This window comes from Pseudomonas sp. WS 5412 (genome assembly GCF_012985615.1).
GTDB classification, from domain to species: Bacteria; Pseudomonadota; Gammaproteobacteria; order Pseudomonadales; family Pseudomonadaceae; genus Aquipseudomonas; species Aquipseudomonas shahriarae.
The window spans coordinates 117,691-138,624 of the sequence record NZ_JAARMB010000009.1 but is presented as its reverse complement, the minus strand read 5'-3'; the positions used below and the strand labels follow the sequence as shown (position 1 = coordinate 138,624).

Here is a 20,934-nt window from a genome sequence, read left to right as displayed (position 1 = left end):
ATGAACGCAGCATTGAAGATATGCCAAGAGCGCTTCGACGCTCAGTTGCCTCCAGAGATCAGCGAGGAGGATCTGGAACAGGAGTGGCTGGAACACTCGGCGGAACAGTTGGTGTGCGGCATGGACATCAAGTGGAAGCGCCGCTACGGCCGGCCGCAGGTTGTTACGTTCGACCGGTACTGCACGTACCTGCAAGGCATCTTGAATCAGCGCCAGATCGACAGCCTGGACCAGCGCGACTCATTCGCCCGGTTATTCCTGTCGTCGATCCTGGGCAGCCAGGCCGACTCACGCGGCCACGCCGCAGACCTGATTGGCGAGCAACGCCCCATTGAATCCGCCGAGCGTATCGCCATGACCCTTCTCAAGCCCTACGCCGCCGACGCGGTTGCAGCCGAGCGGGAAGAGGCAGAAGGCGACGTGGATGCGGACCTATGAGCCCGCACATCCTTATCGATGAAGCGCTGGATAGCCTCTCGCATCCGGACAGTCCGCCCGGTAACAGCATTCTGGTTCAGCAGATCATCACCAACCTGATGACGGATCAGTTGATCACCCTCGAAGAATTCAGCCATTACTACCAGCGCCTGCTGAAGCATTGCAGGCAGCGCAAGGAGTTCGCATGAGTACCGCACCGGTTAAATCGCTGATCGACGAACAAATTGAAGAACTGCCCGAATTCATGGCGGTACCAAGCGACCGCGTACTGATGGTGTTCAAGGGCGCAACTTGGGAAGACGCTCTACACTCTGCTGAATTAGCCAGCATTGAAAATGTTCACGCTTGGAGCCGCAGGGTCTGCCTGTGTGGTGAGTGGACGATCACATATGAGGTGAAAGCTTGACCTCCTACCAGCGTGCAAAACGTGCCGCCATCCTCCGCGGAAGTTTAATCGCCATCTCCGTCTTCATCTTCCTGATGCTGATCAGCGCCCTCGCTGATCGCGTCACTCAATAACCCCACACCTTCAAACGCTGCGTGCATCGCGGCAAGGATTCTGTCGTGTCCGAATTAACCACAAAGCAAAGTTTCAGCCTGACGCCGTCGTCGCTTACCGAGGCAATGGCCTTTGCCGACATCCTGGCCAAGTCGACGATCGTGCCAAAAGAGTTCCTCGGTAACCCCGGCAACATCCTGGTTGCGATCCAGTGGGGTTTGGAGTTGGGCCTGCAACCGCTGCAAGCGATGCAGAACATCGCGGTCATCAACGGGCGCCCGGCGCTCTGGGGTGACGCAGTGATTGCCCTGGTGCGGGGCTCGCCTCTTTGTGAGTACGTCTACGAAAGCGACGACGGACACGCGGCAACCTGCCGAGTGAAGCGCCGCGGCGAAGACGAGCAGGTCAGAACCTTCGACATGGACGATGCCAAGACGGCGGGATTGATGGGCAAGCAAGGCCCGTGGACCCAGCACCCAAAGCGAATGCGCCAAATGCGGGCCCGAGCTTTCGCCTTGCGTGACGTGTTCCCTGATGTGTTGCGCGGCATGCCGGTCGCGGAAGAGTTGCAGGACATGCCGAAAGACCGCGAGAACGGCCAGCCCCTCGCCAGCGTAGCCAAGATCGCGGCGCCGACGGAGCTTGAGGCGTATCCCGACGAAAAGCTGGCAGAGAACCTGCCGAGATGGCGCAAGGCGATTGAGGACGGCAAGTCATCGCCAGAGCATCTGATCGCCACTGTCAGCAGCAAATACACGCTGACCGCCGAACAAATCGACTCCATCAACCAGCTCAAGCCACTCGAAGGTGCAGCAGCATGAAAATCCATAACGTTGCTCAAGGCTCTGCCGAATGGCATGCCCTCCGCGCTCAGCACTTCACCGCTTCTGAAGCTCCGGCAATGATGGGCGCTTCGAAGTACCAGACCCGCACCGAGCTTCTCACTCTGAAGAAGACCGGCATCGCGCCAGATGTGACGCCTTCGCAGCAGTTCATCTTCGACAAGGGTCACGCGACTGAGGCGCTGGCTCGCCCCCTAGTGGAAGTCATGATCGGCGAAGAGCTGTATCCGGTCGTGGGTACCGAAGGCAATCTGCTGGCCTCTCTGGACGGCGCGACGGAGCTCGGTGAGACGCTGTTCGAGCACAAGCTCTGGAACGAATCACTGGTCGCCCAAGTGAAAGCTGAGGACCTGGCACCGCACTACTATTGGCAGCTTGAGCAGCAGTTATTGGTGAGCGGCGCCGAGCGGGTCATCTTCGTTTGTTCCGACGGCACTGCCGAGAACTTCGTCAGCATGGAATATCGCCCGGTCGCCGGCCGCGCCGAGCAACTGATCGAAGGCTGGAAGCAGTTTGAGGCCGACCTGGCTGAGCACACCCCACATGCCGCTGTTGTTGAAGTTGTCGCGGCCGTTATCGAAACGCTGCCTACGCTCTCCGTCCAACTCGAAGGCGCCGTGAAGTCGTCCAACCTTCCCGCCTTTCAATCTACGGTGATGGCGCGCATCCAGGCCATAAACACTGACCTGCAGACAGATCAGCACTTCGCCGACGCCGAGGAAATGGTCAAGTTCTGCGACGAGGCCGAAAAGAACATCGACCTTGTGAAGGCGAATGCGCTCGCACAGACGGCCAGCATCGACGAGCTGTTCAAGACCTTGGACACCATTCAGGAAGAGCTACGCAAAAAACGCCTGATGCTCGACAAGCTGGTGAAGGCTCGTAAGGTCAGCATCCGTGAAGACATCGCCATGGACGCAGCCAAGGCGCTGCAGGTGCATATCGACCGGATCAACGCATCGCTGGGCGGAAAGGCGCGCATGCCGGCTGTGCCAGCGGACTTCGCCGGCGCCATTAAAGGCAAAAAGACCATTGCCAGCCTGCGCGATGCCGCTGATTCGGAGTTGGCCCGGGCGAAGATCGCTGCCAGCCAGATCGGCGACAGCATCCGGAACAACTTGGCCAGCCTGGACGAGCTCGCCGCCGACTACATGTTCCTCTTCAACGACGTGCAGCAATTGGTGATGAAGGCGAGCGATGATCTGGTAGCGCTGATCAAGGTTCGGATCTCGGAACACCAGAAGGCGGAGCAACAAAAGGCCGACGCGAAGCGTATCGCCGAAGAGCAAGAAGCCCAGCGCCTGGCAGCTATCAAGCCAGAACCGGTCGTGGAGAAGGTGGCGACACCAGAGCCTGTCCGCACCGCTCCGGTCCAGGCGACCGTCGGCCAGGCCACAAAGCCTGTGGCGAGCCACACCGTGGAGCAGGTAGCGCTGCAGGCCAACGTGACAGACTTCGAGGCCCTGGTGAAAGCCGTGGCATATGGTCAGGCGCCGATCACCGTCCTATTGGTCAACCGGGAAGCGCTCGACGCGATGGTCGCGGCGCAGGGGTCGACCTTCAGCATGGCCGGGGTGACGCTGGCCAAGGCGGCAGCATGATCAGCAACCACCTCAACCTGGTTGAGCAGCAGCGTCAGCACGCCGACTCAATATCGGAGCGCACGGCGCAGTTCCTGGCGGCCGGTGGAACGATCTACCTGGGCGAAAGCCCGGCGATCAACCCGCTGCCACCGCCCCGCTCCACCAAGATCGATCCCGAAACCATCCTCAAGCGCCGAAAGCCGCCCATCACAGCGGCAGAACGTAAGGCGCTGCGCAAACTCGCGGAGGCATTATGAGCAAGCGCAAACCCCACAATCTCAAAGCACGCATTGACCGGTCCTGCCGGTCGCTGCTGGCTGCCAACCACGTCGCGGTGGTGAACATCGATCCCAGCGGCCGCCAGGGCATGGTCAATTACAAGTCGCTGAAAAACATCCCGCCCGGGAAGATAGGCCAGGCCGTTTGCGGAATTCCTCACCGATGGACGATCTACCTCAGCGCCCTGTGTATCGACGACCGCGGCGACCGCTACAGCAAGTCGGTGGAGGTGGCGCCCGATGGCGTTTACCTCTCCGACCACCTGGAAGATGTGATCGAGCATTGCTACAAGAAACTGCGCGACGAGGCCAATCAAAGCCAGATGGTGGCTTCGGGCTGGATCGCCATACCTGAAGCGATGTCGCTGGACGAGGCGCACGCCGCGCGGATCTTCGAAGCCGTCGGCGCCTGGCACCAGGTAAAGGTCGACTCATGCGCCGCATAACCCGAATCCAGCAACGCAAACGTCAAACCTGGCTCGCACTGCCGGCCAGCGGAATAGAAGAGGTAGGTCATGGCAGCAGTAACGCAGAAAGAACGCTCGGCCAAGTCTGCCAGGAAGCGTGTAGCACTTGCCGAAGAGGAATTGAGGCTCAGGGTTCGCCCCGGCACGCGCCAGGCCCTGGCCGACCTGATGGAGTGGTCAGGCATTACTGAGCAGGGCGAGGCTATGACGCTGATGATTCATCGTCTTCATGACCTTGGCTCGAAGTCCAAAGCGCTACTCGAACCGCCGCGCCACGAATTCAAGATATCCGAAAACGTGGCACGGGAATTCCGAAATAAAAGCCTTCTCGCCATCCAGAAAGACCCAGGCGATGAAATTATTTCACCCAGCCATCAATGACTTTCCTTGCTTCAGCGGTCTTGGCTGATTTGGCTTCCTCATAAGTCGGCCATGAATGATCGCTGTCATTGCGCCAAGGCAAATCGCCGACTTTGAGTCGTGCGGTGATTCCATTCTGGTGCTGGGTGAAGTCGATCGTGAATTCGTAACCACGATATTCAGTAGTAAACATAGGCAGCATCGACACTTCTTCTCCTTGATCCGGCTCCATGCCGGTCACCCGTAATACCCCATATCAACGAAACACGCCAGCCGGCGAGGCAGGCGCACGCTTGGAGATAACCCATGAGCACCTTTGCAGTGTTTGGAATGACCCTCGATGTCGCCATGACAGAGGCCCGCAAGAAGACGGCGGGCACCCGCAAGAATGCCAAGGCACCTGGCGGCGTCGAGCCAATCCCCGAAGCCGAATGGCTGGAGTTGGTCGCAAAGCGCACCGAGAAGATTATGGGGGGGGGTACGGTTCGCCAGCTCTCACCGCTCTTCGACGCGCCGCAGTACGCCGAGCAGTTCATTGAGCTGGCCCGCAAGACGCTGAGATGCCGCGACATGCAGATCAGGGCCAAGGCTGTACTGGTGGACGCCAAGGGAAAGCCGATCATCAACCCCAAAACAAAGGCGCCCCGCGTGGGGTTTTCGGAGTGGCCGCCGAAGCAGCAAGACCAGGCCGCGTAACCCACTCAGACATCGAGAACTGCCATGACCATCACCTACGGCTCAGTTTGCTCCGGCATCGAGGCTGCAACACAAGCATGGCACCCGCTGGGCATGCGCGCCGCCTGGTTCGCCGAGATTGAGCCGTTCCCCTCGGAGGTCCTGGTCCACCACTACCCCGACGTGCCGAACCACGGCGACATGACCAAGCTGGCAGCCCTGGTGCTGGCCGGCAAGATTCCGGCGCCGGACGTGCTGGTCGGCGGCACCCCATGCCAGGCCTTCTCGGTCGCCGGCATGCGGGAAGGCCTCACCGACCCTCGCGGCGCCCTCACCATCAAATACGTGGAGCTTGCAGATGCAGTTGACTATGTTCGAGCAGGCCAGCGAAAGCCCGCCAGCGTTATCGTCTGGGAGAACGTCCCCGGCGTCCTCAGCGACAAAGGGAACGCCTTCGGATGCTTTCTTGGCGCGCTTGCTGGGGAAGACTGCGAGCTGCAGCCTCCAGGGAAAAAATGGAAGGACGCTGGTTGTGTGTATGGACCCAAAAGAACAATCGCGTGGCGGGTCCTGGACGCCCAATATTTCGGCCTGGCCCAACGACGCCGTCGTGTGTTCGTTGTCGCAAGTGCTAGAGACGAGTTCGATCCCACCGAGGTACTTTTTGAGCGCGAAGGCGCTCGCCGGGATAGCCCGCCGAGATGGCCGGCGAAGCTTGCACTTCACCCTACTCTCACGGCACAAGGGGGAGGCTCTCTCGATGATAGAGAGGCATATGTGCTGGAGCCCGGAGGCGTCCGCCGAACCAGTGTGATCGAGTGGGAGCGTTGCCAAGGCTTTCCCGACAACTACACTCAGACCCCTTGGCGCGGCAAGCCTGCCAGTGAATGCCCGGACGGGCCCCGCTACAAGGCGATCGGCAACAGCAAGGCCGTCACCGTGGTCCGCTGGATCGGCCAGCGCCTACTGCTGCAGCTTTAAGCTCGCTCAGCGATCATTCTGGCCCCAACTTCACGCCCAGCTACCTGCGCCAGGCCACGGTCAACATAGGTTCGGTCACCAGCAACAACCGGCACCACCACTTCACTATCGCGCTTCACCTCGACGTTGATTCGCCAGGTCTCCCGGCCTTCCTCGTCCTTGTCGCACTCCATGTAGTTCCAAACCTGAAAGCCTTCGATCTCATCGTAAATATCGTGCTTGGTCATGGTCCTGCCCATTTGTAGGAAGGGGCCATCGTAGCACCACACCGCCCGGGCATGGCCCGGCAAGGACTCCCCATGCCTACAGAAAACAAAACCACGCCCTTCGAACGGGAAGAGCGATACGTCGTGATCAAGTTGAGCAAGCTACAAACTTTTCATCGCGGTCTACTCATCGACACGACGCGCACGGTTTTTCAAGAATGCCTTGTCGACGCCCTAGTTATCGAAAGCGATTGGCCCGAATACGAGCCTGGCTGGCAGATGATCGAGCGCCGCATGACCGGACAACCACCGGTAACCGCCGAAGAACTCGATGCAGTGTTGCACTGGCGCGCCAAGCATGCTCAGGCAATCCGCGAGCGTGACGCTCTGCAGGTTCGACTGAACGCAGCGCCGGCGATGCATCCATTTGCAGAAAAGGTGGTTCGTAAGCTGGAACGCTTTCAGGAGTGTGCGGACGACGGCCAGGGCGCGGATATTGGTCGACACTGGTTTGATCTGCTGACCCAACTCGGCCTGTTGAATCGGGTACAGCGCAGCCCTGCACTTTGGGAAATGACCCAGCAAGGCGAAGACGCGCTTGAGTTATCACGGCAGAACGCCAAATCCAGATAGGAGTACATCCGTACTCCACCCGCAAAACCTGTAACCCCTCCCCCTTCAAAGTCAGCCGCTATAGCGGCAAGGAAAAGTGTTGCCGATGAATACGAAACTCAAAGCTGCATGGGCAGCCGCCCGGATAGCCGCCCGGCGCGATCTGGGGCTCTTCTTCGTGATGATGATCCTTGCGGTGGTAGCCCTAGTGATCGCGGTGCCGGTGATCCTGGTGCTGGGGTTGATGCCTGAATGGGCTTGGCCAGTCGTTGGTGTCGGGCTCGTTATTTGGTTTGTTTTTGGCGACACCATCAGCGCGACTGTTCGGGCTTTCCGGAGCGAGAAGCCATGATCGCCCCCCTCTGGTTCGCCTACGTCTTCATCTACAAGGGGCCGAGGCCATGAGCGACCAACAGATTCTTGAATTGGCCGCGAAAGCGGCAGGTATCAGCCCTGTTCTTTGTTTTGAGTCGGCGCGGAACTGCCTTCGAATCGGCGACAGGGAAAGCTACAGGCTGTGGCGCCCGCTGGAAGACGACGGCGATGCTCTGCGGCTGGCAATCAAGCTCGGGATCTGCATCGTTTTCATGGAGGATCACGACTCAGTTGGCGCGGAGCACTCGGTACATGGCGTGATGATTATTGAAGCCATGGACGATTTCGGCACCCGTCGAGCAATCGTTCGCGCAGCCGCAGATATCGCCAAAGCAACAGCCTAACCCCAATCCCCCCACATGCCTGCCGGTGAGCGGCGGGCGGAGCTATGCCATGAACAAAGAAGACCTCGCGGACCGGATTACCGGGATCGCTTACCCCTGCCGCATTCACAAGGACCTGATCCAGATCGCCAATGAGTCTGGACTGGTGATCGTCTACGGCGCTAGCGACGACCTGATGGAGTTCGAAGGCGCTTCCGATGAAGAGATTGGTTGCTACGGCGGCGGCATCGCACTTGTTGATGCCAAAGGCGTACTGCCCGACCGCGACAGCATCGACAATGACGTTGAACTGGAGCAGTACTTCCTGCGCAAAGCCAAGGCGAAACCCATAGAGGCGCTGTGGTGCAAGGAGGACGGGTATTCCTGGACCTACAAAACAGACATACCTCACGCCACTTTTGAAGTGCTGGAAGACGCTGACCGCTATTGCCGGGGAATCGTCTTCGCGCTGGCGGACTTGGCCTAACCACCCACCTTCTGCCGCCCAGCGCGGCAAGGACACCCCATGTACGCAACGAAACTCACCCTGCTCATGACGGCCATCGTGTTGTACGTGGCGGGGTCCACCTTCTGGTTTTTCTGGCAGGTGCCGGAGCTGCTCTCCACCGGCACCGAACAAACCCTGGTCGTAGCATTCGCCGGCTCCGTCGCCTGGGCGCTGCTCACCTTCGGTTTCATCATCCACATCATCAAGACAGCGCGGCCTACAGCGGGCGGCGGGAGGTAGACATGGCAGCAGCCGAACAGCTGGAAGAACCGCTCAGGTCGGACAAGATCCCGGAAAAGGAATTCGCCTTACTCGTTGGCACCACGAAACGCGCCCTGGAAGGGAAGCGTCAACGGGGAGTTATTCCCAGGGGTGTTTGGAATGAGTATGACGGGAAGATTTACTATAGCTTTTGGAGATATGAGAAATGGCTAGAAAGCCAATGGGAATGCCCGCCGGCGTTGAGCTTGCCGGACAGTCCGTCCGGATTCGCTTCACCTGGAAGTTTCGTCGCTGCGAAACCCTCCCCTATCCCCAAACGCCAAAGGGCATTAAAGCGGCCGCAGATCTTCGCGCTACAGTAACCAGCCTGATTAAGCACGGCGTGATGGACGAGCAGCGTTACGCCGAGCTGTTCCCAAACTCGACATACTCCACTTATTCAGCCACTCCACTGTTCGGGGAGTATGCCCAGGCGTGGCTAAATGGGCGGGAAGTGGTAACCGGAACCCGGAAAAACTACCGAATTTCGCTGAACCTCTACTGGATGCCCCACCTGGCGCTGATCCCCATGGATCAAATCACGTCGCCGATGCTCAGAAAGATCGTGAGCGAAACAGAATGGAAGTCGCCAACCGTCAAGCGGTCAGCAATTCAGCGGCTTACCACACTGCTTGAGACGGCCGTGAAGGATGAGCTGCTCACGCGCAACCCGGCAAACTCAATTGAACTGCCGACGAAGGCAAAAAAGGCTGTGGATCCGTTTACGGTCGAGGAAGCAGATCGGGTTATTGGGCACCTGTATCAGGTGCTGACCGGTTCAATGCGGGTGTACGCAGCCTACTTTGAGTTTGCGTTTTACACCGGCATGCGGCCTGGTGAGATAGCGGCGTTGCGCTGGGGTGAGGTAGATAAAGAGGCCAGAGTGGCCAATATCTGCAGAATTGTTGCTGACTACAAGATCGAAGAGCGGACCAAGACCCGGGAATCGCGCCGGGTGATGCTCAACAGTCGAGCCCTGAATGCTATAGAAGAAGCGGAGAAAGTCGCCGCACTGCGCGCCAAACAGAGCCGCCGGCAGCACAAGCAATCGCCGTATGTGTTCCCGCCGACCAGGAACTTTGAGTACATCCAGCAGGCCAGCGTGACCGACAAACACTTCCAGGCGGCTCTGGTAGAATTGAAGATCCGAAGCCGTCGGCAATACAACTGTCGGCACACGTACGCTACTATGTGCCTAATGGCAGGCATGAACCTCGGGTTCATAGCAAATCAGCTTGGTCACAGCGTGCAAATGCTGCTGTCCACTTACGCCCGATGGATAAACTCCAGCGAAGATTGGAGCGAGCTCGGGAAGCTTGAACAAAGCCTGAATGGTACAAAATTGGTACAGGCAGAAACCGTACCGCTCTGAAACCCATACGGAATACCGCCCTGTGACTTTGGAACAGAATTACACAGCGATCCTCGGCCAAATCGGCGAGGACGTTTCCCGCGAGGGCCTGCTCGACACGCCAAAACGTGCCGCCAAGGCTATGCAGTACCTTTGCCGCGGCTACGAGCAAACCCTGGAAGAGGTCACCAACGGTGCCCTGTTCAGCTCCGATAACAGCGAAATGGTGCTGGTCAAGGACATCGAGTTGTACTCGCTGTGCGAACACCACCTGCTGCCGTTCATCGGCAAGGCCCATGTCGCCTATATCCCTAGCGGCAAGGTCCTGGGCCTGTCGAAGGTCGCGCGGATTGTCGATATGTATGCCCGTCGCCTGCAGATCCAGGAAAACCTCAGCCGCCAGATCGCCGAAGCGGTCCAGCAGGTGACCGGTGCCCTGGGCGTTGCCGTGGTGATCGAGGCCAAGCACATGTGCATGATGATGCGCGGTGTGGAGAAACAGAATTCGTCGATGATCACCTCGGTGATGCTGGGTGAGTTCCGCGAAAACGCGGCGACCCGCAGCGAGTTCCTCAGCCTGATCAAGTAACAGGCTGCGTCAGAAAAAACCGGCATTCATCGCCGGTTTTTTTTCGCCTGTAAAAATCAGGTAAGCTGCGGCCCCTTCTGTCCTGGGCAAGAGGTTTCAGCCATGTTCGTCAAAGCACTTCGAGTGGGCCTCGGCCACGTCATCATCGCGGGCGACTTACTTACCCGCCCGCGTAAAAAGCAGCGCCCCGCCGAGCAACAGGCACAGGTCAATGAAGCGGCCAAGAGCCTGACCCTGTACCAATTCCACGCCTGCCCGTTCTGCGTGAAAACCCGCCGCACCCTGCACCGCCTGAATGTGCCGGTGGCGCTCAAGGACGCGAAGAACAACGAGCAAGACCGCCAGGCTTTGCTTACCCAAGGCGGCAAGATCAAGGTGCCGTGCCTGCGCATCGAAGAAAATGGCCAGACCACCTGGATGTATGACTCCAAGGTGATCATCGACTACCTGGACAAGCGCTTCGCCGCGATCTGACAGAAAACGCAGTGCACATGTGGGAACGGGCTTGCTCGCGATGGCGGTGTGTCAGTCAATATTCGACAACTGACCCTCCGCCATCGCGGGCAAGCCCGCTCCCACATTTAGGTCGCGCCTATCAGTCGAGCATCGGCACATGCCGGGGATGGCTGGCCACGCGCGCAAGCCAGGCTTGTACGGCCGGATAAGGGCTCAGGTCAAAACCACCCTCATGGGCCACATGGGTGTAGGCATACAGCGCAATGTCGGCGATCGAATACTGGTCGCCCACTAGGTATGGCGTGGCTTGCAGCTGTTTTTCCATGACCCTCAGCGCCTTGTAGCCGCCTTTATGGGTGGTCTTGTACTCCTCCAGCCGATCCTCCGGCAGCCCCAGGTAAAGCTGGATAAACCGCGCCACGGCAATGTACGGTTCATGGCTGTACTGCTCGAAAAACTGCCACTGCAACACCTGGGTGCGCAGGCGCGGTTCGCTGGGCAGGAACTCGCTGCCGTCGGCGAGGAAGTTGAGGATGGCGTTGGATTCCCACAGGCAGGTGCCGTCTTCGAGCTCCAGGACCGGGATCTTGCCGTTGGGGTTCTTCGCCAGGAACTCGGCGGTCTGGGTGTCGCCGTTCAAAATATCGACATTCACCCACTCGTATGCGATGCCGAGCAGGTTGAGCATCAACTTGACCTTGTAGCAGTTGCCCGAGCGGTAATCGCCATAAACCTTGTACATGAAGCTCCCCTTATGCCGCTTGCGCGAGCTGTGCTTGACGGATCACCGCCGCGAGACGCTTGAGACCTTCGTCCAGGCGCGTCGGGTCGATGTGGCTGAAATTGAGCCGCAGGTGCCCGTGGTGCTGGTCCGGCTCGGAAAAGAACGGTTCACCGGGCATGAACGCCACGTCCTGGTCGAGCGCTGGTGCCAATAAAGTGCGGGTATCGAGGGGCTGTTTCAAGGTCAGCCAGAAGAATAATCCACCCTGGGGCACTTGCCAGTCCGCCAGTTCCTGGAAATGCCGCGTCAGTGCCAGCTGGAATCCATCGCGCCGCTCACGGTAAAAACTGCGCAATTGCCCCAGGTGTTGCTGGTAGCGCTCGGTGCCGATCCACTGCATGGCCTGCCACTGGCCGACGCGGTTGGTGTGCAGGTCCGCCGACTGCTTGAGCTTGAGCAGGTGGGGAAACAGGTCGGGGCTGGCGATCAGGTAGCCGACCCGTAAACCGGGGAGCAAGGTCTTGGATACGGTGCCAGTGTAGATCCAACTGGCCTTGCGTAACCGGCTGACAATCGGCCGCGCACTGCCGCCGTCGAAGGTCAGCTCGCGGTAGGGCTCGTCTTCGATCAGGGTCACGCCGAACTCATCCAGCAGCGCCGCTACCGCATCGCGCTTGGCTTCGCTGTAGCGCACCGCCGAGGGGTTCTGGAAGGTCGGGATCAGGTAGATGAACGCCGGGCGATGGCGTTCCAGGCGGCTGCGCAGTGCCGTCAGGTCCGGGCCATCGGCTTCCAGTTCCACGGTCAGGCAATCGGCGCCGAACAGTTGGAAGATCTGCAGGGCCGCCAGGTAGGTCGGGCCCTCCAGCAGGATCTGCGTGCCTTGGTCGATATACAGCTTGGCCGCCAGGTCCAGGGTTTGCTGCGAGCCGCTGACCACCAGGACCTGGCTGGCATCGCAGGCCACCCCCAGCGCCCGCGCTTCGGCCGCCAGCAACTCGCGCAATTGCGGCTCGCCTTCACTCATGCCGTACTGGCCCATGGCCGGTGGCATAGCTTGCCAATCCAGCGCCGGCAGCATGGCTTCGGCTGGCAGGCCACCGGCAAATGACATGACCTGCGGGCGCTGGGCCGCCGCGAGGATTTCACGGATCAAGGAGCTTTTAAGGCGCGAAACACGTTCTGAGAAAGCCATGGGGTCACCGGTAGCAAAGCCTGGGAAAAATACGTCAAACTGGTTGACCAAAATTACGACGACCCAGGTAGATACGTCAATATGCTTGACCTTAAAAACCAGACCTCGCAGCAAGCCGCCATGGAAGCGTTCTTCTTCGGCTACCAGGCCTTTACCGCCAAGGCCGATGAAATGCTGGAGCGCCGAGGCTTGAGCCGGGTGCATCAGCGCATTGTGTTTTTTATCGCCCGCTACCCGGCCTTGAGCGTCAAACAACTGCTGGAACTGCTGGGGGTGAGCAAGCAGGCGCTGAATATGCCGTTGCGCCAATTGCAGGAAATGCACCTGGTCGACAGCGTGGCCTCGGACACCGACAAACGTAAGCGCCTGCTGCACTTGACCGAGGAAGGCCAGCGCTTCGAACACGCCCTGCGCCGCGAGCAAGTCAAGTTGCTGCAGCGCGCCTTTGCCGAAGCCGGCGAGGACGCGGTGAATGGTTGGCTGGCGGTGAACAAGGCGCTGACCCTGCCTTGAAATTGGCCTTTCATCTTTTTTGCACACATAATCGCAAACATTATTTGCTTTATTTGTATACAAAAGCATAATTCGCTTCGTGCGAGTTCCTGACCTACTGGTCAACAAAGCCCGCTGGTACCTCAAAGCGCCGCTGCCCCACTCATGTGTCCGGCGCTGGAAATAACAATAAAACTCTTGAGGAGTACTTGCTGTGGAAAGCCATAAATCCGACGCCCCGACCCTGGACCTCAGTCCGCCGCATCTTGCGACCACAAAGCAGGGTTGGCTGGAACGCCTGTTCAAACTCAGCCTGCATGGCACCACAGTGAAGACCGAACTGATCGCCGGCCTCACCACGTTTATCACCATGGCCTACATCATTTTCGTCAACCCCAACATCATGGCCGACGCCGGCATCGACCACGGCGCCGCCTTTGTCGCGACCTGTATCGCCGCCGCGCTCGGCTGCCTGTTGATGGGCCTGTACGCCAACTGGCCGGTCGGCCTGGCGCCGGGCATGGGCTTGAATGCGTTTTTTACCTACACCGTGGTCGGCACCATGGGCTACACCTGGGAGACCGCGCTGGGTGCGGTGTTTATCTCCGGTGTGCTGTTCATGATCCTGACGCTGTCGCGCATCCGCGAATGGCTGCTCAACAGCATCCCGGTGAGCCTGCGCCACGCCATGGGCGCCGGGGTGGGTCTGTTCCTGGGGGTGATCGGCCTGAAAACCGCCGGCATCATCGTGGCCAGCCACGCCACCCTGATCAAGCTCGGTTCCCTGCATGAGCCGGCGCCGCTGCTGGCGGCCGTGTGCTTCCTGCTGATCGCGATCCTCAGCTATCACCGGGTGTTCGGCGCGATCCTGATCAGCATCATCGCCGTCACCCTGGCCGGCTGGGGCCTGGGGCTGGTGCAGTACCAGGGTATCGTTGCCGCACCGCCGAGCCTGGCGCCCACCTGGATGGCGATGGACGTGATGGGCGTGTTCAACGTGAGCATGATCAGCGTGGTATTCGCCTTCCTGTTTGTACACATGTTCGACACCGCTGGCACCTTGATGGGCGTCGCCCAGCGTGCAGGCCTGGTGAAGGCCGATGGCAAGATCGAAAACCTCTCGCGGGCCTTGAAAGCCGACAGTGCCTCCAGCGTGTTTGGCGCGGTGGTCGGTGTGCCGCCGGTCACCAGTTACGTGGAAAGCGCTGCGGGAGTGGCGGCCGGTGGGCGCACCGGGCTGACGGCCGTGACCGTGGGCGTGCTGTTTGTGGCGGCGATGTTTTTCGCCCCGCTGGCAGGCATGATTCCTGCGTATGCCACGGCCGGTGCGCTGATTTATGTAGCGATGCTGATGATGAGCGGCATGGCCCATATCGAATGGGACGACGCCACCGACAGCATTCCGGCGATTGTCACGGCAATCATGATGCCCCTGACCTTCTCGGTCGCCGACGGCATCGCCCTGGGCTTTATCACCTACGTGGCGCTCAAGGCCGGCACGGGCAAGTACAAACAGATTTCCATCAGCCTGTGGGTGCTGTGCGCGATTTTCATCGCCAAGTTTGTGTTCCTGTAACGCGAAAGCTGGCGAAAACCGCCTCACCTCCGGGTGGGGCTTTTGCATGTATGGAGGAATGTAATGAGCGTGGAAACCTGGCTGCTGTTCAGCGGCGCTGCTTTGATCGTGATCCTGATTCCGGGGCCGCTGTCGCTGCTGATGATCAGCAACAGCCTGAACTACGGCCTGCGCCGTTCGTATCCGGCGTTTCTGGGCGGGGTGTTCGCCTCAATCTGCCTATTGAGCGCCTCGGCCCTGGGCCTGGGCGCGCTGTTGCTGGCGTCGGAGCAGTTGTTCAGCGCCCTGAAGATCGTCGGTGCGCTGTACTTGTTCTACCTCGCCTGGCAGAGCTGGCAGCAATCGCGCCTGCCGTCCAAGGGCGCCGTGGTACCGGACGCAGCGCCTGTGCCGCGTTTTCGTGCACTGTTTGGCCGGGCGTTTGTGCTGGGCGCCAGCAACCCCAAGGACATTCTGTTTTTCGCCGCCTTCCTGCCGCAGTTTCTCAGCAGCCAACAACCGTTCCTGCCACAACTGCTGATCATGATCGCCACCTGGACCGTGCTGGACCTGCTGTGCAAACTGGCCTATGGCCTGGGTGCCCACGGCGCCGCGCGCTACCTGCGCACCGGCAAGGGCCAGAGCTGGTTCAATCGCTTCAGTGCCGGGCTGTTTGGCAGCGCTGGGGCGGCGTCGCTGCTCAGGGGCTAACACACAACCCTGTGGGGCTCGACAGCTCCCACAAGGGTTCCTCTGGTTCGCTGGCATTGGCTCATGACCCGCCTTTTGGCGGACAAAAAAAAGCCCGCAGTGTGCGCGGGCGAAACCAACGAAGAGCATTTGGGGGTGTGAAGCCAGGTGACGACTCAGCTACCGCGATAGGTGGAGTAGCTGTAGGGCGAAATCAGCAGGGGCACATGGTAGTGATCCTGTTCGGCGCTGATGCCAAAGCGCAGCACCACCACATCGAGAAACGCCGGCTGGGGTAATTGCACACCACGGGCGCGGTAGTAATCCCCGGCACTGAACTGCAGTTGGTAGACGCCACTGCGGTAGTCATCACCTTGCAGCAGCGGGGCGTCGCAACGGCCATCGCTGTTGGTCAGGGTGCTGGCGACCAGTTCCAGCTGGGCGCCATCGACGCGATACAGTTCAACCTTGATGGCGCTGCCTGGGCAGCCGTGCGCGGCGTCCAGTACGTGTGTGGTCAGTCGTCCCATGGATCGGAGCTCCCAAGTCATCAGTTAATAAGCGGCCGCACCTTTGCGGGGCACTGAAAAGCCGGCGATGGCTGATTAAGACACTTTTCAAAAAAATTGTACACAATAAATTCAACAAATCCCCTTCCCCCCTGCAGCAGCAGGCTTGTCGACCGTGCCGGTGTATCCCTCAGCAATGCCGTCACTCGACGTTGGCCATCGTCGGCAAGCCAGGGCCTACAGTAAAGCTGCGTCGTAGGTTTGCATATTTTAGTTGACCAGTCGGGCAAGTTTCTTGCAAGGATAGGTCGAGGCGACCGCCTGGAAAAAATGCAAAAATACAGGCTTACAAAGTGAGCATTAAGTTGTATACAATCAGTCCATTGCTGTGACGCAACAGCCGCCACACCCTTGATCACGAACAAGAAGGAAGACTGCAGTGAGCGCTGACTACCCACGCGACCTGATCGGTTACGGCAGTAACCCTGCGCACCCACACTGGCCTGGCAAGGCGCGTATCGCCCTGTCGTTCGTACTCAATTACGAAGAAGGCGGTGAGCGCAATATCCTGCATGGCGACAAAGAGTCCGAAGCCTTCCTCTCGGAAATGGTCTCGGCCCAACCGCTGCAAGGCGCGCGCAACATGAGCATGGAGTCGCTGTACGAATACGGCAGCCGTGCCGGCGTGTGGCGCATCCTCAAGCTGTTCAAGGAATTCGACATTCCGCTGACCATCTTCGCCGTGGCCATGGCCGCCCAGCGCCACCCCGAGGTGATCCGCGCGATGGTCGCCGCCGGCCATGAGATCTGCAGCCACGGCTACCGCTGGATCGACTACCAGTACATGGACGAGGCCCAGGAGCGTGAGCACATGCTCGAGGCCATCCGCATCCTCACCGAGCTGACCGGCGAGCGCCCGCTGGGCTGGTACACCGGGCGCACCGGCCCCAATACGCGGCGGCTGGTGATGGAGGAAGGTGGCTTTCTGTATGACTGCGACACCTATGACGACGACCTGCCCTACTGGGAACCCAACAACCCCACCGGCAAGCCGCACCTGGTGATCCCCTACACCCTGGACACCAACGACATGCGCTTTACCCAGGTCCAGGGGTTCAACAAGGGCGATGACTTTTTCGAGTACCTCAAAGACGCGTTCGACGTGCTGTATGCCGAAGGGGCAGAGGCGCCGAAGATGCTGTCTATCGGCCTGCATTGCCGCCTGATCGGCCGCCCGGCGCGCCTGGCTGCACTCAAGCGCTTTATCGAATACGCCAAGGGCCATGACCAGGTGTGGTTCGCCCGCCGCGTCGATATTGCCCGCCACTGGCATGACGTACACCCTTTCCAGGGAGCCGCCAAATGACTGCTTTCCAGACCTTGAAACCATCGGCCCTCGGCCGTGACGCATTCGTCGCAGCCTTTGCCGATATCTACGAACACTCGCCATGGGTGGCCGAGAAGGCCTTCGACCTGGGCCAGGACGCCTCGATCGACGAGATCGAAACCCTGCACCAGCGCATGAGCGATATCCTATTGAGCGCCGATCACACCAGGCAACTGGCCCTGATCAACGCTCACCCGGACCTGGCGGGCAAAGCTGCCGTCCAGGGCCAACTGACCGAAGCCAGCACGAATGAACAAGCTGGCGCCGGTATCCACCAATGCACGGCCGAAGAGTTTTCTCGCTTCACCGAGCTGAACGACGCCTACAAGGCCAAGTTCAAGTTTCCCTTCATCATGGCGGTAAAAGGCAGCAACCGGCATCAGATCCTCGCCGCGTTTGAAACGCGCATCCACAACCCGGTCGACACCGAGTTCAAGTGCGCGCTGGCAGAGATCAACAAGATCGCGTTGTTCCGTTTATTGACCCTCTAAACGACCATCCCCAGCCACTCTATCTAAGGCAGACAAGAAGAATGAAAGCTTACGCCGTACCTTTCGAAAAGTTCGTCAACCTGGCCGACGCCCGCCTGGGCACCAAGATCATCTCGGTGACCGATGACTGGTTCGCCGATGCCAACCGACTGTTCCAGCCGACCCCGGCCGTATGGAAGGAGGGCGTTTTCGATGATAACGGCAAGTGGATGGACGGCTGGGAGTCACGCCGCAAGCGCTTCGAAGGCTTCGACAGCGCAGTGATCCGCCTGGGCGTACCGGGTTCGATCAAGGGCGTGGACATCGACACTTCATTCTTCACCGGCAACTTCCCGCCATCGGCGTCCCTGGAAGGCTGCTTCCTGGCTACCGGCGAGCCCGATGACCACACCCAGTGGGTCGAAGTGCTGTCTGCCGTGGAGTTGCAGGGCAACAGCCATCACTTCCACGAGATCAACAACGACCAGGCGTTCAGCCACCTGCGCTTCAACATCTACCCGGATGGTGGCGTGGCCCGTCTGCGCGTGTACGGCATTCCGTTCCGCGACTGGTCGGCCGTGGGCGACAACGAACAAGTGGACCTGGCCTCCTCCCTCAATGGCGGGCGTGCCCTGGCGTGTTCCGACGAGCACTTCGGGCGCATGGGCAACATCCTCAACCCGGGCCGTGGCATCAACATGGGCGATGGCTGGGAGACCGCGCGCCGTCGCACGCCAGGCAATGACTGGGTAATCGTCGCGCTGGGACATGCCGGCGAGATCGACAAAGTAGTGGTCGACACCCTGCACTTCAAGGGCAACTACCCGGACACGTGCTCGATCCAGGGCGCGTTCGTCAAGGGCGGTACCGACAGCCAGATCGAAACCCAATCGCTGTTCTGGCGTGAACTGCTGCCAGCACAGAAGCTGGAAATGCACGCCGAACACACCTTCGCCGAGCAGATCAAGGCACTGGGCCCGATCACCCACATCCGCCTCAACGTGTTCCCGGACGGTGGTGTAAGCCGCCTGCGGGTGTTCGGCAAGGTCGCTAAGTAACACCCGATGATCGTTCCCACGCTCCGCGTGGGAATGCATCCCGTGACGCTACGCGTCACAAACAACGGACGCAGAGCGTCCATGGCAGCGTTCCCACGCAGAGCGTGGGAACGATCCAACACAGCATTCGGATAAGAAGACAGCCATGCGCACACTGATGATCGAACCCTTGACCAAAGAAGCCTTCGCCCCTTTCGGAGACGTTATCGAAACCGATGGCAGCGATCACTTCATGATCAACAACGGCTCGACCATGCGCTTTCATAAACTGGCGACGGTTGAAACCGCCACGCCAGAAGATCACGCCATCATCAGCATCTTCCGCGCCGACGCGCAGGACATGCCGTTGACCGTGTGCATGCTGGAAAGACACCCGCTGGGCAGCCAGGCCTTTATTCCGCTGCTCGGCAATCCCTTTCTGATCGTGGTCGCGCCCATTGGCGATGCACCTGTATCAGGCTTGGTCCGCGCCTTCGTCACCAACGGCAGGCAGGGCATTAATTACCATCGCGGCGTCTGGCACCACCCGGTGCTGACGATCGAAAAGCGGGATGACTTCCTGGTGGTTGATCGCAGTGGCACAGGCAATAACTGCGATGAGCATTTTTTCAAAGAGGATGAGCGGTTGATCCTTGCCCCCCACCAATAAGAGAAGGTCCGATCACCCGACAACAAGGGTGACGGGCGAGAGGTAAAGACTGTGGAAGCACATCTGTTGGAATGGCTGAACCTGAGCGTGCGCTGGGTTCATATGATCACTGGCGTGGCCTGGATCGGTGCGTCTTTCTATTTTGTATGGCTGGAAAACAACCTTAACCGCGTCAACCCAAAAAGCGGCCTGGCTGGCGATTTATGGGCGATCCACGGTGGCGGTATCTACCACCTGGAAAAATACAAACTGGCCCCACCGACCATGCCGGACAACCTGCACTGGTTTAAATGGGAAGCCTATTTCACCTGGATGTCGGGCGTCGCGCTGCTGTGCGTGGTGTTCTACCTCAACCCGACGCTGTACCTGCTCGCCCCCGGCAGCAGCCTCAGTGGTACCGAAGGCGTGTTGCTGGGCATTGGCTCACTGTTCGCTGGCTGGTTCATATACTCCTTTCTTTGCGACTCGGCCCTGGGCAAACGCCCTGCCCTGCTCGGTTTTATCCTGTTCGTCCTGTTGATCGGCGCGGCCTACGGCTTCAGCAAGGTGTTCAGCGGTCGCGGTGCATACCTGCATGTGGGTGCGATCATCGGCACCATCATGGTCGGCAACGTGTTCCGCATCATCATGCCGGCCCAGCGTGCGCTGGTGGCAGCGATTGCAGAAAACCGCACGCCAGACCCGGCACTGCCGGCCAAGGGCCTGCTGCGTTCGCGACACAACAACTACTTCACCCTGCCCGTGCTGTTCATCATGATCAGCAACCACTTCCCGAGCACCTACGGCAGCCAGTACAACTGGTTGATCCTGGCCGGGATCGCGGTGGCGGCGGTGTTGGTGCGCCACTACTTCAACACCCGTCATGACAGCCAGAAATACGCATGGACCCTGCCGGTCGGCGCCCTGGCGATGATCTGCCTGGCCTATGTCACCGGGCCAAAACCTGTGGCGACTGCACCGGATGTGGCCAAGGCGCCAGCGGCCATCGAGTATCAGCCGTTGCCGGAAACCGCAGTGGGCGGTGGTCTCAAGCCAGCCGCCCCTGCCGCTCCAGCCCCGGCCGCCGAACCGGCTCCGGCCCAGGCTTCGACGGACTTTGGCAAGGTCCACAGCGTGATTGAACAACGCTGCACCGTGTGCCATTCGGCCAAGCCCACCAGCCCGCTGTTCAGTGCCGCGCCGGCCGGGGTGATGTTCGATACCCCGGCGCAGATCCAGCAGCAGGCGGCGCGTATCCAGGCGCAGGCGGTTGCCAGCCAGATCATGCCACTGGGCAACATCACCCAGATGACCCAGCAGGAGCGGGAGTTGATTGGTAGTTGGATCAATCAAGGAGCGCGCACCAATTAACTGATTAGCGCAGATCACACTGTAGGAGCTGGCAAGCCCGCTCCTACAGTT

The 20,934-nt window shown here is 59.8% G+C and carries 31 protein-coding genes; 26 read left to right on the top strand and 5 right to left on the bottom strand.

The features are described from left to right. From HBR94_RS14240 to HBR94_RS14205, 8 genes are all read left to right on the top strand, one after another. Complete coding sequence (locus HBR94_RS14240) at window positions 1–438, top strand: hypothetical protein (RefSeq protein ID WP_170045011.1); 438 nt, start codon at window positions 1–3, stop codon at window positions 436–438. Further along, entirely contained in the window at window positions 435–626 is a 192-nt protein-coding gene (locus HBR94_RS14235; protein WP_170045010.1) for a hypothetical protein, read from the top strand. Before HBR94_RS14240 ends, HBR94_RS14235 begins: the two co-directional genes overlap by 4 nt. Continuing rightward, window positions 623–844 carry a hypothetical protein gene (locus tag HBR94_RS14230; protein ID WP_170045009.1) on the top strand — a complete coding sequence of 74 codons (222 nt, stop codon included), beginning with the start codon at window positions 623–625 and terminating at the stop codon, window positions 842–844. The genes HBR94_RS14235 and HBR94_RS14230 overlap by 4 nt, the downstream gene beginning before the upstream one ends. Window positions 845–1,002: 158 nt before the next feature. Continuing rightward, on the top strand, window positions 1,003–1,758 hold the full coding sequence (locus HBR94_RS14225) for a recombinase RecT (protein ID WP_054898778.1): 756 nt from the start codon (window positions 1,003–1,005) through the stop codon (window positions 1,756–1,758). After that, window positions 1,755–3,380, top strand: coding sequence for a YqaJ viral recombinase family protein (locus HBR94_RS14220; protein WP_170045008.1), 1,626 nt, complete (start codon window positions 1,755–1,757; stop codon window positions 3,378–3,380). The genes HBR94_RS14225 and HBR94_RS14220 overlap by 4 nt, the downstream gene beginning before the upstream one ends. Continuing rightward, a complete protein-coding gene (locus HBR94_RS14215; RefSeq protein ID WP_017736466.1) occupies window positions 3,377–3,619 on the top strand; it encodes a hypothetical protein in 243 nt (80 codons plus the stop codon). The genes HBR94_RS14220 and HBR94_RS14215 overlap by 4 nt, the downstream gene beginning before the upstream one ends. Beyond that, entirely contained in the window at window positions 3,616–4,086 is a 471-nt protein-coding gene (locus HBR94_RS14210; protein ID WP_170045007.1) for a hypothetical protein, read from the top strand. Before HBR94_RS14215 ends, HBR94_RS14210 begins: the two co-directional genes overlap by 4 nt. A gap of 69 nt (window positions 4,087–4,155) precedes the next feature. Further along, complete coding sequence (locus tag HBR94_RS14205) at window positions 4,156–4,488, top strand: hypothetical protein (protein WP_170045006.1); 333 nt, start codon at window positions 4,156–4,158, stop codon at window positions 4,486–4,488. Here HBR94_RS14205 and HBR94_RS14200 read toward each other — a convergent pair. Further along, the gene (locus HBR94_RS14200; protein WP_170045005.1) at window positions 4,466–4,699 is read right to left on the bottom strand and encodes a hypothetical protein; all 234 of its coding nucleotides are present in this window, start codon (window positions 4,697–4,699) and stop codon (window positions 4,466–4,468) included. The two genes, HBR94_RS14205 and HBR94_RS14200, sit on opposite strands and share 23 nt — an antisense overlap. 74 nt (window positions 4,700–4,773) lie before the next feature. On the opposite strand from HBR94_RS14200, the gene HBR94_RS14195 reads away from it, so the two are divergent. After that, the gene (locus HBR94_RS14195) at window positions 4,774–5,163 is read left to right on the top strand and encodes a hypothetical protein (RefSeq protein WP_170044972.1); all 390 of its coding nucleotides are present in this window, start codon (window positions 4,774–4,776) and stop codon (window positions 5,161–5,163) included. A 24-nt stretch (window positions 5,164–5,187) separates the two neighbouring features. Beyond that, a complete protein-coding gene (locus tag HBR94_RS14190) occupies window positions 5,188–6,123 on the top strand; it encodes a DNA cytosine methyltransferase (protein WP_170045004.1) in 936 nt (311 codons plus the stop codon). Here the strand turns inward: HBR94_RS14190 and HBR94_RS14185 are convergent. After that, window positions 6,120–6,350 (bottom strand): hypothetical protein, encoded by a 231-nt coding sequence (locus HBR94_RS14185; RefSeq protein ID WP_115129370.1) that lies wholly within the window; start codon window positions 6,348–6,350, stop codon window positions 6,120–6,122. The two genes, HBR94_RS14190 and HBR94_RS14185, sit on opposite strands and share 4 nt — an antisense overlap. Before the next feature lie 72 nt (window positions 6,351–6,422). Between HBR94_RS14185 and HBR94_RS14180 the strand changes: the two genes are divergently transcribed. The 8 genes from HBR94_RS14180 to HBR94_RS14145 all read left to right on the top strand — a co-directional run bounded on the left by HBR94_RS14180 (window position 6,423) and on the right by HBR94_RS14145 (window position 10,822). Continuing rightward, window positions 6,423–6,962: a hypothetical protein gene (locus HBR94_RS14180; RefSeq protein WP_115127736.1), complete on the top strand. Its 540-nt coding sequence runs from the start codon at window positions 6,423–6,425 to the stop codon at window positions 6,960–6,962. An 85-nt stretch (window positions 6,963–7,047) separates the two neighbouring features. Further along, a complete protein-coding gene (locus HBR94_RS14175) occupies window positions 7,048–7,293 on the top strand; it encodes a hypothetical protein (protein WP_054898773.1) in 246 nt (81 codons plus the stop codon). 49 nt (window positions 7,294–7,342) lie between these two features. Continuing rightward, window positions 7,343–7,660, top strand: a complete 318-nt coding sequence (locus tag HBR94_RS14170; RefSeq protein ID WP_170045003.1) for a hypothetical protein — start codon at window positions 7,343–7,345, stop codon at window positions 7,658–7,660. A 49-nt stretch (window positions 7,661–7,709) separates the two neighbouring features. Continuing rightward, window positions 7,710–8,126 (top strand): hypothetical protein, encoded by a 417-nt coding sequence (locus HBR94_RS14165; protein WP_170045002.1) that lies wholly within the window; start codon window positions 7,710–7,712, stop codon window positions 8,124–8,126. A gap of 39 nt (window positions 8,127–8,165) precedes the next feature. After that, window positions 8,166–8,387, top strand: a complete 222-nt coding sequence (locus HBR94_RS14160) for a hypothetical protein (protein WP_170042688.1) — start codon at window positions 8,166–8,168, stop codon at window positions 8,385–8,387. Window positions 8,388–8,574: 187 nt separating this feature from the next. Beyond that, a complete protein-coding gene (locus HBR94_RS14155; RefSeq protein ID WP_170042687.1) occupies window positions 8,575–9,780 on the top strand; it encodes a tyrosine-type recombinase/integrase in 1,206 nt (401 codons plus the stop codon). Between the two features lie 22 nt (window positions 9,781–9,802). Continuing rightward, a complete protein-coding gene (gene folE / locus HBR94_RS14150) occupies window positions 9,803–10,348 on the top strand; it encodes a GTP cyclohydrolase I FolE (RefSeq protein WP_029300367.1) in 546 nt (181 codons plus the stop codon). Between the two features lie 102 nt (window positions 10,349–10,450). After that, complete coding sequence (locus HBR94_RS14145; RefSeq protein ID WP_170045001.1) at window positions 10,451–10,822, top strand: glutathione S-transferase N-terminal domain-containing protein; 372 nt, start codon at window positions 10,451–10,453, stop codon at window positions 10,820–10,822. A gap of 121 nt (window positions 10,823–10,943) precedes the next feature. Here the strand turns inward: HBR94_RS14145 and HBR94_RS14140 are convergent, their stop codons facing one another. Together HBR94_RS14140 and HBR94_RS14135 are read right to left on the bottom strand one after the other, a co-directional pair. Then, window positions 10,944–11,546: a glutathione S-transferase family protein gene (locus HBR94_RS14140; RefSeq protein WP_057440718.1), complete on the bottom strand. Its 603-nt coding sequence runs from the start codon at window positions 11,544–11,546 to the stop codon at window positions 10,944–10,946. 10 nt (window positions 11,547–11,556) lie between these two features. Beyond that, window positions 11,557–12,723 (bottom strand): PLP-dependent aminotransferase family protein, encoded by a 1,167-nt coding sequence (locus HBR94_RS14135; RefSeq protein WP_170045000.1) that lies wholly within the window; start codon window positions 12,721–12,723, stop codon window positions 11,557–11,559. An 81-nt stretch (window positions 12,724–12,804) separates the two neighbouring features. On the opposite strand from HBR94_RS14135, the gene HBR94_RS14130 reads away from it, so the two are divergent. From HBR94_RS14130 to HBR94_RS14120, 3 genes are all read left to right on the top strand, one after another. Continuing rightward, entirely contained in the window at window positions 12,805–13,236 is a 432-nt protein-coding gene (locus tag HBR94_RS14130) for a MarR family transcriptional regulator (protein WP_115127729.1), read from the top strand. A 223-nt stretch (window positions 13,237–13,459) separates the two neighbouring features. After that, complete coding sequence (locus HBR94_RS14125) at window positions 13,460–14,791, top strand: NCS2 family permease (RefSeq protein ID WP_178112856.1); 1,332 nt, start codon at window positions 13,460–13,462, stop codon at window positions 14,789–14,791. Between the two features lie 63 nt (window positions 14,792–14,854). Continuing rightward, window positions 14,855–15,481, top strand: a complete 627-nt coding sequence (locus HBR94_RS14120; protein WP_057440711.1) for a LysE family translocator — start codon at window positions 14,855–14,857, stop codon at window positions 15,479–15,481. Between the two features lie 155 nt (window positions 15,482–15,636). On the opposite strand, the gene uraH is transcribed toward HBR94_RS14120, so the two are convergent. Then, a complete protein-coding gene (uraH, locus tag HBR94_RS14115; protein WP_170044998.1) occupies window positions 15,637–15,990 on the bottom strand; it encodes a hydroxyisourate hydrolase in 354 nt (117 codons plus the stop codon). Between the two features lie 418 nt (window positions 15,991–16,408). On the opposite strand from uraH, the gene puuE reads away from it, so the two are divergent. The 5 genes from puuE to HBR94_RS14090 all read left to right on the top strand — a co-directional run bounded on the left by puuE (window position 16,409) and on the right by HBR94_RS14090 (window position 20,883). Beyond that, window positions 16,409–17,335: an allantoinase PuuE gene (puuE, locus tag HBR94_RS14110; RefSeq protein WP_057440707.1), complete on the top strand. Its 927-nt coding sequence runs from the start codon at window positions 16,409–16,411 to the stop codon at window positions 17,333–17,335. Continuing rightward, window positions 17,332–17,847, top strand: coding sequence for a 2-oxo-4-hydroxy-4-carboxy-5-ureidoimidazoline decarboxylase (gene uraD, locus HBR94_RS14105; RefSeq protein WP_169961203.1), 516 nt, complete (start codon window positions 17,332–17,334; stop codon window positions 17,845–17,847). Before puuE ends, uraD begins: the two co-directional genes overlap by 4 nt. Before the next feature lie 41 nt (window positions 17,848–17,888). Further along, window positions 17,889–18,884 carry an allantoicase gene (gene alc / locus HBR94_RS14100; RefSeq protein WP_170044997.1) on the top strand — a complete coding sequence of 332 codons (996 nt, stop codon included), beginning with the start codon at window positions 17,889–17,891 and terminating at the stop codon, window positions 18,882–18,884. A gap of 145 nt (window positions 18,885–19,029) precedes the next feature. Beyond that, window positions 19,030–19,533 carry an ureidoglycolate lyase gene (locus HBR94_RS14095; RefSeq protein WP_057440701.1) on the top strand — a complete coding sequence of 168 codons (504 nt, stop codon included), beginning with the start codon at window positions 19,030–19,032 and terminating at the stop codon, window positions 19,531–19,533. A 51-nt stretch (window positions 19,534–19,584) separates the two neighbouring features. Next, entirely contained in the window at window positions 19,585–20,883 is a 1,299-nt protein-coding gene (locus tag HBR94_RS14090) for a urate hydroxylase PuuD (protein ID WP_057959037.1), read from the top strand. The last annotated feature ends 51 nt before the right edge of the window (window positions 20,884–20,934 follow it).